Origin of the sequence: Rhizobium sophoriradicis (genome assembly GCF_025200795.1) — a bacterium.
Lineage (GTDB): Bacteria > Pseudomonadota > Alphaproteobacteria > Rhizobiales > Rhizobiaceae > Rhizobium > Rhizobium sophoriradicis.
On record NZ_CP104152.1, the window covers coordinates 3195212 to 3208767 of the forward strand.

Annotated in this window: 7 protein-coding genes; 1 reads left to right on the forward strand and 6 read right to left on the reverse strand. The window is 62.8% G+C overall.

Features of this window, described 5'->3' with window-relative positions; genetic code table 11:
• Positions 1 to 136 precede the first annotated feature (136 nt).
• Both N2597_RS15865 and N2597_RS15870 read right to left on the reverse strand, forming a co-directional pair.
• The gene (locus N2597_RS15865; protein WP_183598466.1) at positions 137 to 2662 is read right to left on the reverse strand and encodes a hypothetical protein; all 2526 of its coding nucleotides are present in this window, start codon (positions 2660 to 2662) and stop codon (positions 137 to 139) included.
• A gap of 61 nt (positions 2663 to 2723) precedes the next feature.
• Positions 2724 to 4022: an adenylosuccinate synthase gene (locus N2597_RS15870; protein ID WP_064684793.1), complete on the reverse strand. Its 1299-nt coding sequence runs from the start codon at positions 4020 to 4022 to the stop codon at positions 2724 to 2726.
• Positions 4023 to 4214: 192 nt separating this feature from the next.
• Between N2597_RS15870 and N2597_RS15875 the strand changes: the two genes are divergently transcribed.
• Positions 4215 to 5132, forward strand: a complete 918-nt coding sequence (locus N2597_RS15875) for a DMT family transporter (protein ID WP_077994906.1) — start codon at positions 4215 to 4217, stop codon at positions 5130 to 5132.
• On the opposite strand, the gene N2597_RS15880 is transcribed toward N2597_RS15875, so the two are convergent.
• The 4 genes from N2597_RS15880 to N2597_RS15895 form a co-directional block, all read right to left on the reverse strand.
• Positions 5129 to 5977 (reverse strand): GNAT family N-acetyltransferase, encoded by an 849-nt coding sequence (locus N2597_RS15880; RefSeq protein WP_077994859.1) that lies wholly within the window; start codon positions 5975 to 5977, stop codon positions 5129 to 5131. The genes N2597_RS15875 and N2597_RS15880 overlap by 4 nt on opposite strands.
• A 304-nt stretch (positions 5978 to 6281) precedes the next feature.
• Positions 6282 to 8072: a putative bifunctional diguanylate cyclase/phosphodiesterase gene (locus N2597_RS15885; protein WP_183598468.1), complete on the reverse strand. Its 1791-nt coding sequence runs from the start codon at positions 8070 to 8072 to the stop codon at positions 6282 to 6284.
• Between the two features lie 159 nt (positions 8073 to 8231).
• Entirely contained in the window at positions 8232 to 10016 is a 1785-nt protein-coding gene (locus tag N2597_RS15890; protein WP_096763788.1) for an IlvD/Edd family dehydratase, read from the reverse strand.
• Positions 10017 to 10304: 288 nt separating this feature from the next.
• On the reverse strand, positions 10305 to 13505 hold the full coding sequence (locus tag N2597_RS15895) for an efflux RND transporter permease subunit (protein ID WP_096763789.1): 3201 nt from the start codon (positions 13503 to 13505) through the stop codon (positions 10305 to 10307).
• Between the last annotated feature and the right edge of the window lie 51 nt (positions 13506 to 13556).

Consider the following 13556-nt stretch of genomic DNA (forward strand, 5'->3'; position numbering starts at 1 on the left):
CCCTCATCCGACCCTTCGGGCCACCTTCTCCCGCTGGGGAGAAGAGAGGGAGCCAAGCCGCTTTCCTTGATTTCCGAAAATGATGCTTTCAACAAGGACGAGACGCCGCCACGGCCAGTGGCAGCTGCGAACCACCTCACTGGCTCGTCGAGACATCCCCGAGCGCGGTCCATTCCTTGATGGCGGTATTGAAGGCATCCGTTCCCGTGCCGCCCTTCTCCATCGTCAGCAGCGCGCGGCGGCCGTTGCGGTAGGTGATCGGGATATCGATCCAGTTGCGGGTCGACATCAGGTCGAGATTGGCCTTGCGCGCATCGGGATAATCGTTGAGCGCAATCATGTGGAAATCATCGGTGATCTTGGCCGGAACCGCAATCAGTGCGTCGCCGCGATCCTGTTCCGTGCGTTTCATCGAGATGCGCTGGACGCTTTCGATGCTGCCGCCCTCGAAGTTCGGCGGCACCGAGAAGACGATCTCGACGAGGTGGCTCGCCGGCAGCGACGGATCGGAATTGCGCTTGAAGGTGACGAGGGCCGAGAGATTGCGCTCGGGAACAGTAACATTGCCCTGCACCGTCGCTTCCTGCCGGCCACCCTGGCCGGCCTCGTGCTGCACGCTCCAGACGACCGTTCCTTCGATCGCCGTCGGCGAACTCTGGCCGATACGCTCCTCGTAGAGGAACATCTTTTCCGACGACCCAACCGGGGCGACCTGCTGCGGCGATGCCGCAGGACTATTCGGCGTCAGCGTTCCCGGCCGGGCGGCATCACCTTGCGCGCTGGCAGCCGGCGTATCCGCAGCCGCGACATTCTGCTCGGCCACCGATTTCCCCTCGGCGGTCGGCGTTCCCGGCACGGCCGCCGGGCCGCTGTCGACTTCGGTCCCATCGGAAAGCAGTCGCTGGGTGAATTTGGAATTGGCCGCAGCGCCGTCATTGTTCAATGACGCCACTTGCTGGTTCGGCTGTGCCGGTGCCGCTGGCGCTGGCGCGTTCTGCGCTTCCGGCGTGGCTGGCTGGCCTGGCGTCGGCGTGCTCGGCTGAGCCGGCGTTTCGGAGCCCGCCGGCGTCATTGCCGCCTCGTTCCTCGTGGACTGCGACGGCGCCGAGCTGACAAGCCCATCGACCATCGCCACCAGCGCCTCTCTGTTCATCCAGCCGGCATAGGCGCCGCCGCCGATCAGAATAAGCGCGAAGATGAGGGTGATCACCGTGCCGATGCCGAAGCGACGCCGCTTCGGCTCCATGCGGAAATTCTTGCCCTGCAACTTGGCGGCGACGATCTGATCGATATCCATTGCTGGATTGGCATCGTCATCGTCGGCGGCGACCGAGCCGCGCCGGTCATAACCGCGTAGTGCCTTAGCTTCGCGCCATGCCTCGTTCGGCGCGCCGGCAGCCGGCGCGGCCTTGCCATCGTGCACTTCGGCAAAGATATCGACATCGTCGAAATGCGAGGCAACCGGCGTCTTCTTGTTGCTGCCGGCTTCGATCGGCGGCAGATCGTCGAAGGCGGCCGTTTCCCAGGAGAAGCTTTCCTTGGCAGCCGGCATGACGGCCGCGGGCGCTATCTTTTCGAGGCTTGATATCACCTCTTCGAAGGCGCGCGCCGAAGTGTCGGCGGCGACAGGAGCCGTTTCCGAATATTGCCGGAGTTCCTCTTCGGCCCATTCGGTCTCGGCATCCTTCGGCGCTGGAGCCGGTGTTTCGGCAGCCGGCTCTCTCCAGACCGGGTCGAAATGCGCAGCCGCATCCGCCTGCAGCGGCTCCTCGCGGCTGTGCTCCACGAATTCCTGCGCACGATTGAAATCGGCGACCGGCTCGACCAGCCGGTTGGACGCGTGCTCAATGCCGCGCGTGGCCGGCTGGAAAGATTCGATGGGCTCGTAAGCGGCCTCGCCATTCGGTTCGGGGCTTTCCAGCGTCGCCGGTTCGGCCGCAACCTCCTCGACATCCGCGGGGTTCTGCTCGTCGGCGCGATCGTCACCAGCCTCCGCATAGCCATGTCCGGCAGGCTGCGGTTCGAAGCCGTCATGTTCAGACGCCACTTCCTCGGCAGCGACATCACGCGCCTCACCGGCACGCCATTCCTCGGCCGGCGCCTCCTCCTCATGGGAGGGATGCCAGTATGACTGGACGGGCGCATCCGTCTCGGCGGAGACTGCTGTTGGCACGGAATTGGGTGCTGCGGGCTCGGGTTCTACAAGCTCTGCTTCCGCAGGCTGCGGCTCCTCGGCCACGCCCTCTTCCGGAGCTTGCTCGTGTGCACCGGCTTCAACGGGCTCGGTTTGCTCGACGACCTCTTCTGCCGGCGGCTCTGCCTCGACTGCATCAACCGGCTCGTCGACGGCTGGCTGAGACACAGGCGCCGGTTCGCTTTCACCGTGAGCCGCGTGTTCCTCGACGGGCTCCGGCGCGGCGACGGCCTCACTCGCCTCACCGACCGACAGCGCCTCGGAGTGTTCACCCTCCACTTCGCGGATGGCGGCCTCGAGCTTTTCGAGCTGGCGTTGCAGCATGGCTTCCGGCGGACGCGGCTTCATGTTCTCGAGCTGCCGCTGCACTGCGCCGCGAGCACGTTCGTAGACCTTTACCCGCATCTCGGGGGTATTTTCGGCCAGGCCGTCGACGGCCCGCCGAATGACTGCAATAAAATCCGCCATCAGTACTTTCTCAAGAAGTCCGGTATTCTCCCGAACCTAGCCTCCGCAGTGACCGGTGACCTTAATCCTCAAACGGATCGGTCACAAGTATCGTGTCGTCCCGCTCCGGGCTGGTGGACAGGAGCGCGACAGGTGCCCCGATCAGCTCTTCGACTTGGCGAACATACTTGATCGCCTGCGCCGGAAGATCCGCCCAACTGCGGGCGCCGACGGTCGATTCCTTCCACCCCTCGAGCGTGATATAGATCGGTTCGACCCTAGCTTGCGCTCCCTGGCTTGCGGGAAGATGATCAATCTGTTCGCCGTCGAGCATATAGCCGACGCAGATCTTCAGTTCCTCGAGGCCGTCGAGCACATCGAGCTTGGTGAGCGCAATGCCGGTGATGCCGTTGGTGGCGACCGACTGGCGAACCAGCGCGGCGTCGAACCAGCCGCAGCGGCGCTTGCGCCCTGTCACGGTACCGAACTCATGCCCCTTCTCGCCGAGGAACTGGCCGATTTCATCAGTGAGCTCGGTTGGGAACGGGCCTTCGCCGACACGTGTCGTGTAGGCCTTGGTGATGCCGAGGATATAGCCCAGCGATCCCGGTCCCATGCCGGAACCGGCCGCGGCCTGGCCGGCCACCGTGTTCGAGGAGGTCACAAAAGGATAGGTGCCGTGATCGATGTCGAGCAGGCTGCCCTGTGCGCCTTCGAAGAGGATGCGGGCGCCCTTGCGGCGCTCCTTGTCGAGGAAAAGCCAGACGGTATCGCGGAACGGCAGCACACGGTCGGCGATAGAGGTGAGCTCCTCCATGATCGCCTCGTGGCTGACTTCGGCAACTCCGAGGCCGCGGCGAAGTGCGTTGTGATGTGTGAGGATCCGGTCGACCTTGCCAGAAAGGCTGTCGAGATCGGCAAGATCCATGACACGGATGGCGCGGCGGCCGACTTTGTCTTCATAGGCCGGGCCAATGCCGCGGCGCGTCGTTCCGATCTTGGTGCCGCTGTTGGAGGCCGCATCTTCGCGCATCGCGTCGAGTTCGCGGTGCAGCGACAGGATGAGCGTCGCATTGTCGGCGATGCGCAGATTGTCAGGCGTCACGCTCACACCCTGGGCCTCCAGCCGACCAATCTCGGCGATCAGCGCGTGCGGGTCGACGACGACGCCGTTGCCGATCACCGCCATCTTGCCCGGACGCACGACGCCGGACGGCAGCAGCGAGAGCTTGTAGCTCGTGCCGTCGATGACGAGCGTATGGCCGGCATTGTGGCCGCCCTGATAGCGCACGACGATATCCGCGCGTTCCGAAAGCCAATCGACAATCTTGCCTTTGCCTTCGTCACCCCATTGCGAACCGACCACGACTACGTTCGTCATCTAACTCTTCCTGTTACCGGCGCGGAACCGCGCACCTGCTCAAACCCGCGCATCTATAAAGCTTTGTTTTTGGGAAAGCGACCCTGTTGTCACAGGCGATTGGGCTTTTTACGTGACAAAACAGCAGTCGGCAGGCTATTTCCCCTGGGAAAACGCCGCTTGTTGATCACCAAAAGACGAGAAAGAACGCTCTTGCAAGCCACGGCCTATATTTGCCTCGTCATCGCCACCCTCTGCTGGGGCGGCAACTCCGTCGCCGGCAAGCTCGCGGTCGGCCATGTCAGCCCGATGATGCTGACCTTCCTGCGCTGGTTCCTTGCCGTTGCGATGATCGCCCTGATCTCGGTGCCGCAACTCAAGAAGGACTGGCCGGTCGCCAGGAAAAACCTGCCGCTGCTGCTTTGCTACGGCGCCATCGGCTACACCCTCTTCAATGCCATGCTTTACTCGGCGGTACAGTATACGACGGCAATCAATGTCGCCATCGAGCAGGCCGGCATTCCCATGCTGATCTTCCTGCTGAATTTCGTTTTCTTCCGCACGGGCATTTCGTTGGCGCAATGCTTCGGCTTCGCAATGACTTTGGTGGGCGTGGCTCTGACAGCAGCGCATGGCGACCTCGCCACGCTGCTGCAGCTGCAGCTCAACCGGGGCGACGGGTTGATGCTCATCGCCATCGTCGCCTATTCGCTCTACACGATCTTCCTGCGCTGGAAACCGCCGGTCGACTGGCGAACGCTGATGGCCTTCCCGGCCGTTGCCGCCATGCTGACATCGCTGCCGCTGCTCCTCTGGGAGGCAGGCCGGGGCGCGGCGCAATGGCCCGATCAGGCCGGCTGGGGCATCACTCTCTACACGGCGATCTTCCCCTCGCTGCTGGCGCAGATTCTTTACATCAAGGGCGTCGAGGCGATCGGCGCCAACCGGGCCAGCCTGTTCATCAATCTCGTGCCGGTATTCGGAACCCTGCTCTCGGTCGCCTTGGTCGGCGAGACGCTGCAGTCCTTCCATATGGTCGCGCTGGCCTTGACGCTCGGCGGTATCGCCATCGCCGAAAAAGGCCGTCCGAAAGCTTCGGCTCCAACGGCGCCCGCCTCACCGGTGGATTAGCCAAGCTCCAGGGTCGTCACGCCGAAGACGTGTTTCAGCGGGGTGGCGGGGGCCGGCCCGCGATACATGCGCATGGTCTCGAACACCGGCTGAAGGCCCATGCCTTCAGCAAGGGCGATCGCCTCGCGGTTTTCTGCGGGAATATCGATGAAGACTGTTGCCCCTTTCGCCTCCGGGACCAGTTCGGCAAGCAGCGCCGCGGCGCTATCGGCATCATTGGCAAAGAGCGGGCCGATCTTGTAGCCCTCATAGCAGCGGCGGATCGTGCCGTAGCCACGGATTTTATGGCTCTTCCGTACGACGGCGGTACGCCGTCCCTTGCGGCCGGTACACCAGGCGGCAAGGAAGGTTTCCCGCGGCTGCGGGAAGATCGCCGAATCATAACGCAGCAGCCCTTCCAGGCGCGAATCCAGCACCGGCTGCGCAACGAGCGTCGAGGCCGGCAGGGCGCTGGCGACGCCGCCATATCGAATGGTGAGATAAGCGGGTTCGAAGCCGGCCCTGCGGTAGTTCTGCTGCTGCGCGGCGACGCCGTCGAGACCGATCGTCCGGCCCTCCGCCGTAGCGATCCCCGTTTGCCAGATCGCTTTGCCGTAACCCTTGCCACGGAAATCGGGGTGGACGATGTAGAGGCCGAGAAAGGCAAAGCTGTCGCCGTATTTGACGACCGAGATCGAGCCGACAGGGACTTCGCCGATGGAGCCGACGAAAAACCCGGACGGATCAGCCTCGAGGAATGCAAGCGAATCGTCGAGGCCGGGATTCCATCCCTCCTGACGCGCCCATTCGAGCACGAGCTCCAATTCGCCGGGCCGCATCGAACGAACGGCAAATTCCGAATTCATGCGATCTTCCCAGATTGATGTCCCGCAAGTCCATCCCGCCAACAGCAAAGCAATTGTCAGATCACGGCTTCCCGTTCGCGCTTGCGAATGATGGAGGAACAGCGCCGATGGTCTTGACGCTGCGTATAATCATTTCCGATGCAATGCAGTAAGCTTCGTTTCCGCATTACCATGAAACAATGCCGTTGCAAGCTCAAGAAAATTACTTGGCGCCTGATTATCTTCCTGCCGGCGCGAATAAAATCCCGCGCCGAAATCTGCTCGTTCACCTCGTCTTGAAGACGAGGAGCGGTTCGGCTGGATATCAGCCGCCTATCGCTGCCTTCTGCTTTTCGGCTCCACTCGTGAGCGGCGAGAACAGCCGTTCTGTCTCGGCCGCCGGCGCCGGGTAACCAAAAGCATAACCCTGCAAACCGTCGCAGCCAAGCTGCGCCAGCACGGTGGCATGCGACTCGGTTTCAATGCCCTCGGCGATCACCTCGACATCGAGCGCCTTGGCGATTTCGACGATCGAACCGATCACCCGCCGCTGCTCCTGCGAGCTGACGACCTCGGCAACGAGTTGCCGGTCGATCTTCAGTCGCTTCGGCCGCAGCTTGACGAGACCGATAAGCGAGGCGTGGCCCGATCCGAAATCGTCGATTTCGATGTCGATGCCCAGCCGTTTGATATCATCGACATGATCGAGCAGCGTCTCTTCACTGTCGTCGAGGAAAATCGTCTCGACCAGCTCGAAGACGATTGCGCCGGGCGGAATGTCGAGTGTTTTTAGCTTGCGGAGCAGCGCCGGGTCGGCAAGGCGCGACGCCGAAATGTTGACGGCAATGCGCGGAACCGCAAGGCCGCGTAACTGCCAGAACTGCCGGTCCTCGAGAACACGTTTCAAGATCGCCGCATCGATCTCAGCCGCAAGCCCGTGCTCGTCGGCGATCTTCAGAAATACGCCCGGGGCGAGCACGCCCTTGTCCGGATGTTTCCAGCGCGCCAACGCCTCGAAGCCGATAACCTGCCGTGTTCTGGCAGAGAGTTGCACCTGATAATAAGGAATGATCTCGCCGCGCTCCAGCCCGAGCTTCAGCTCTTCGACCAAGCGACGCTTGGATCGCAGATCCTCCTGCAGTTGCCGCGTGAAGAATTCGATGCGGTTTCGCCCGAGCTGCTTGGCGTGGTAAAGCGCCACGTCGGATTCGGCCAGCAGGTTGCGCACCCGCCGATCGGCGCTCCACGATACGCCGATCGAAGCCCCGGATTGCAGCATCTCCTGGCCGTAGCGGATCTTTTTCCGCAGCCGCCGCTGAACATCTTCGGTGATCAGTTTCAGCTCGGCGAGATCGGTGAAATTGACCAGCACGACGACGAAGTCGTCGCCGCCAACGCGGGCAACCATGCCGTTTGCGGGTATTGCGGCGGCGAGGCGAAGGGCTGCGGCCTTGAGCACGGCGTCGCCGGCCGCATGGCCGTGGCTGTCGTTGATCTGCTTGAATTGATCGATATCGAGATGCAGCACGCCAAGCGTCGCGACGCTCCTGTCGGCCGGCAGCTCCGCCAGCCGCTTGTCGAGAAGGCGCCGGTTCGGCAAGCCGGTGAGATAATCGTGATCGGCGACATGCTCGATACGCGCATTGCTTTCCTCGAGCGCCAGCGCTCTCGCCTCGGCCATCATCTTCTGCCGTGCAAGCTCGGCGTTGAGCTGTACGTCGGCTGTCACATCCCACTCGGCGCCGATGAAGGAGGGCGCCCCCTCCGCATCCACATAAAAATGCGCTCGCGAGCGAAGATGCCGGATTTCGCCGCTCGGCAGCACGATTCGGAATTGCGAGTCATAGGCGCCGCGCGCAGCGATGGCCTGCTCGAAATCACGTTCGGCCCGCTCTCGATCGTCGGGATGGATCGCGTTCGCGCAGAACCATACCGGCACTTGCCGACATGTCTCGCCGGTCTCGTAGAGCCGGTGCATCTGTGCGTCCCATAAGATCCCGTCCTTTGCGATGCTATGCTCCCAGACACCGATCCGGGATGCGTCGAGAGCGAGTTCGAGCCGGCGCAGAAGATCCTGAAACTCTTGTTCGGATCGTGTGGCTTCATTTTCTGGCAACACGGCCTCGGCCTTAGAAGACTTGCGTCATTGCAATATGGTCTTCGGCCGGCATTAAGGAAGCCTTGCCCTATGGACCGAACAAATGACGAGGTGAAATCTTCGTTACGGCTTTCCCCTTTTGGATCAACGGACTTGCGATCTGCCGCAGCTTCGGGATCAGTGATTATGCCTCGGTGGTCTTTTCGCGATCTGGCGGAAGTCCGCTGCCCCTTCCAGAACAGCGCCATCGACCAGCTGCGTGACGGAACGGCGGTAGATTTGCTGCCACGGCGTCGCATCCGCCGGCACCGGTGGAATGCCCTCGCCCTTGCGCCGTTCGATCTCGGCGCCGTCCACCAGCATGTCGCAGCGCCCGTGGTTGAAGTCGATGCGGATCGTGTCGCCGCTGCGAAGCCAGGCCAGGCCGCCGCCGGCAGCGCTCTCCGGCGAAGCGTTGAGGATCGAGGGGCTGTCCGCCGTGCCCGACTGACGGCCGTCGCCGATCGTCGGCAGGCTACGGATGCCGCGCTTCAGAAGATGATCCGGCGGCTGCATGTTCACAACCTCGGCCGACCCCGGCCAGCCGAGCGGCCCGGCGCCGCGGATCACCAAGATCGTATTCTCGTCGATGCCGAGGGCGGGATCGTTGATGCGACGGTGATAATCTTCCGAGCCGTCGAAGACGACCGCCTTACCCTCAAAGACGCCTTCTCGCCCGGGCTCCTGGAGATAGCGCCGACGGAAATCCTCTGAAACCACACTCATCTTCATGATGGCGAAGTCGAAGAGATTGCCCTTGAGAACGAGGAAACCGGCGCGCTCCTTCAGCGGGTCGTCGAACCGCCGGATGACCTCGCGGTCGCTGGCCTCCCGCCCCTTCAGGTTCTCGGCCATCGTCCTACCCGTCACCGTGCGACAGTCGCCGTCGAGTTTTCCGGCCTGCAGCAGCTCCCACATGATCGCCGGGGTGCCGCCGGCGCGGTGATATCGCTCGCCGAGATAGGCGCCGGCCGGTTGGACATTGGCCAGCAGCGGGATATCGAAGCCATGCACCTGCCAGTCGTCGGGATAAAGTTCAACACCGGCATGCTTGGCCATGGCCGCCAGATGCGGCTGTGCATTGGTCGAGCCGCCGATCGCCGAATTGGTACGGATGGCATTGAGGAACGCCGCCCGCGTCAGGATATCCGACGGCTTCAGGTCCTCGAACACGATCTCGACGGCCCGCCGCCCGGTGCGGTAGGCCATCTGGCCGCGCTCGCGATAAGCAGCCGGAATGGCGCCGCACCCGGTCAGCGACAGGCCGAGCGCTTCGGCCAGCGCATTCATCGTCGAAGCGGTGCCCATCGTGTTGCAGTGGCCGACGGAAGGAGCCGAATCGAGCGCCGCCTGCAGAAACTCCTCCCGGTCGATTTCGCCTGCCGCATATTTCCGCCGCATCCGCCAGATCACCGTGCCGGAGCCCGCCAGTTCCCCCTCGTGCCAGCCGTCGAGCATCGGCCCGCCGGAGAGCACGATCGCCGGAATATCGACCGTCGACGCAGCCATGATCGCCGAAGGCGTGGTCTTGTCGCAGCCGGTGGTCAGCACCACACCATCGAGCGGGTAGCCGTAGAGGATTTCGACGAGACCGAGATAGGCGAGATTGCGGTCGAGTCCGGCCGTCGGGCGCTTGCAGTTCTCGAAGATCGGATGTGTCGGAAATTCGATCGGAATGCCGCCGGCATCTCGAATGCCGTCGCGCACGCGCTTGGCGAGTTCGATATGCACGCGATTGCAGGGCGTAAGATCGCTGCCGCTCTGGGCAATCCCGATGACCGGCTTGCCGGAGCGTAGCTCTTCCGGCGTGATGCCGTAATTCATGAAACGCTCGAGGTAGAGCGCTGCCATATCGATATGATCGGGATTGTCGAACCAATCCTGCGAACGCAGGCGGCGTGTCTTCGTTTGGCTGTCCGTCATTACCATCCTCCCGATCGGCCACACTTCTCTTCGAAGTCGAGAAGCGGGGGCCTTCCGCCCGTACCACCATCTTCCGCAAGCGCTCCGGCCTTCGGCGTTGCGTATCCAGATGGCGGAGGTAAGGCCGCGCCGCTCCTCCCAGCTGCTATCCGTCTTTGATAGTCTCCTCGGCCATGGTTGCAACCGTTTTGATGCACGTAAAGCATTTTTGTCGGATGGCCGAAAAACGATACGGGCGAGAACCGAAGTTCCCGCCCGATTTACTCGACAAAGGAAGGTTGAATTGCGTTATTCGGCAGCGAGCCGGATGACTTCGGCCTCTTCCTCCTTGTGCTCGTCCGGCTTGTGCTGGACGAGCGGACGGTTGCCCGTCATCCGGCGCAACAGCACGTAGAAGACAGGCGTCATGAAGATGCCGAACAACGTCACGCCGATCATGCCGGAGAAGACCGCGACACCCATGGCTGCACGCATTTCCGCACCGGCGCCTGTGGAGACGACGAGCGGCACGACGCCCATGATGAAGGCCATGGAGGTCATGAGGATCGGGCGAAGGCGCAGACGGCTGGCCTCGACCGCTGCCTCGCGCGGCGTTCTGCCTTCGAACTCCAGTTCGCGGGCGAATTCGACGATGAGGATCGCGTTCTTCGCCGAGAGGCCGACAAGGACGACTAGGCCGATCTGAGTGAAGATGTTGTTGTCTCCACCGGTGAGCCAGACGCCCGTCAAGGCCGCCAGCACGCCCATCGGCACGATCATGATGATCGCAAGCGGCAGCGTCAAGCTTTCATACTGGGCGGCGAGCACCAGGAAGACGAGCAGCAGCGCCAGCGGGAAGACCACCACGCTCGAATTGCCGGCCAGGATCTGCTGATAGGTCAAATCCGTCCATTCGAAGTCGATGCCGGCAGGCAGGGTCTCGCGAAGGATCTTCTCGATTGCCGCCTGGGCCTGGCCGGAGGAGAAGCCCGGCGCCGGACCGCCGTTGATATCGGCGGCAAGGAAGCCGTTGTAACGGTTGGCGCGTTCCGGACCGGTGCTTGGCTCGACCTTCAACAGGGCAGAAAGCGGGATCATCTCACCCGATGCCGAACGGACCTTCAACTGGCCGATATCTTCCGGCTGGGCGCGGAATTTCGCATCGGCCTGCACACGGACGCTGTAGGTGCGGCCGAAGGCGTTGAAGTCGTTCACATAGAGCGAACCGAGATAGATCTGCAGCGTCTGGAAGACGTCGGTGACGGAAACTCCGAGCTGCTCGGCCTTGGCGCGGTCGAGATCGGCATAGAGCTGCGGCACGTTGATCTGGAAGCTGGAGAACAGCCCGGCAAGTTCGGGCGTCTGATAGGCCTTGGCAAGCACCGCCTTGGTCGCCTCGTCGAGCGCCTGGTTGCCGAGACCGGCGCGATCCTCGATCTGCAGCTTGAAACCGCCCGTCGTGCCGAGACCGTTGACCGGCGGCGGCGGGAACATGGCGATGAAGGCGTCCTGGATGGCGCCGAACTTTTGGTTCAGCGTCATGGCGATGGCGCCGCCCGAGAGATCGGGCGTCTTGCGCTCCTCGAAGTCCTTCAGCGTCACGAAGACGATGCCGGCATTCGAAGAATTGGTGAAGCCGTTGATCGACAGGCCCGGAAAGGCGATCGCATTGGCAACGCCCGGCTGGGCGAGAGCAATGTCGGTCATCCGTTTGATCACATCTTCGGTGCGGTCGAGGCTGGCGGCATCCGGCAGCTGGGCAAAGCCGATCAGATACTGCTTGTCCTGCGACGGCACGAAGCCGCCCGGGACAGTGGTGAACATGCTGTAGGTCGCGCCGACCAGCGCCAGATAGACCACCATGACGATGCTCTTGCGCGACACCAGCCCGCCCACACCCTTGCCGTAGGCATTCGAACCGGCGCCGAAGACACGGTTGAAGCCGCGGAAGAACCAGCCGAAAATGGCGTCCATGAACCGCGTCAGCCAATCCTTCGGCGCATGGTGACCCTTCAAGAGAAGGGCTGCGAGCGCCGGAGAAAGGGTGAGCGAGTTGAAGGCGGAGATGACGGTCGAGATCGCGATCGTCAGCGCGAACTGGCGATAGAACTGACCCGACAGGCCGGAGATGAAGGCGAGCGGCACGAAGACCGCGACAAGGACCAGCGCGATCGCCACTATCGGGCCGGAGACCTCCTTCATCGCCTTGTAGGTGGCCGCCCGCGGCGACAGCCCATGCTCGATATTGCGTTCGACGTTTTCGACCACGACGATCGCGTCGTCGACGACGATGCCGATCGCCAGCACCAGACCAAACAGACTAAGCGCGTTGATCGAGAAGCCGAAGACATACATGACCGCGAAGGTGCCGATGATCGAGACCGGAACCGCGATCAGCGGAATGATCGAGGCGCGCCATGTCTGCAGGAACAGGATGACGACAAGGACGACGAGCGCGACAGCTTCGAGCAGCGTATCGATGACCTTCTCGATCGAGGCGCGCACGAATTTCGTCGTATCGTAGACGATCTCGTATTTGACGCCGTCAGGCATGGCCAGCTGCAGCTGGTCCATGGTCGCGCGCACATTGTCGGCGATCTCGATCGCGTTCGAACCGGGCGCCTGAAGAACGGCGACGGCAACAGCCGGCTTGCCGTCGAGCAGCGAGCGCAGCGTATAGTCGGCGGCGCCGAGCTCGATGCGGGCGATATCGCGAAGGCGGGTGATCTCGCCGTTGGCGCCCGTCTTCACGATGATGTTGCCGAACTCTTCGGGCGTGCGCAGACGGCCCTGAGCATTGACGTTGAGCTGAAGATCGACGCCCGGCTGGCTGGGCGACGCGCCGATGATGCCGGCGGCGGCCTGGACGTTCTGCGAGCTGATGGCGTTGCTGATATCGCTGGCGGCGAGATCATGCTCGGCGGCCTTCTGCGGATCGATCCAGACGCGCATCGAATAGTCGCCGGCCCCGAAAACCTGCACCTGGCCGACGCCCGGAATGCGGGCGAGCCGGTCCTTGACGTTGAGGGTCGCGTAGTTGCGCAGATAGGTGATGTCGTGACTGTTTCCGTCGGAGACGAGGTTGACGACCATGATGAAGTCGGGCGAGCTCTTGACCGTGGTGATGCCCAGCGCGCGGACTTCCGCCGGCAGGCGCGGCTCGGCTTGCGAAACGCGGTTCTGTACGAGCTGCTGCGCCTTGTCGGGATCGGTGCCGAGCTTGAAGGTGACGGTCACGTTGAGCACGCCGTCCGACGTCGCCTGGCTCGACATGTAGAGCATGTCCTCGACGCCATTGATCTGCTCTTCGAGCGGTGTCGCCACCGTTTCGGCAATGACGCTCGGATTGGCGCCGGGATAGGTGGCGCGCACGACGACCGACGGCGGCACGACGTTGGGATATTCGGAAATCGGCAGCGCCCTCAGGCCGATCAGACCGGCGACCACGATGAGGACCGAAAGGACGCCGGCAAAAACCGGGCGGTCGACAAAGAATCTGGAGATGTTCATATCAAAGCCCTCTCCGGGGTGAACATGGATGCGAAGTCCCTCTCCGGCGGC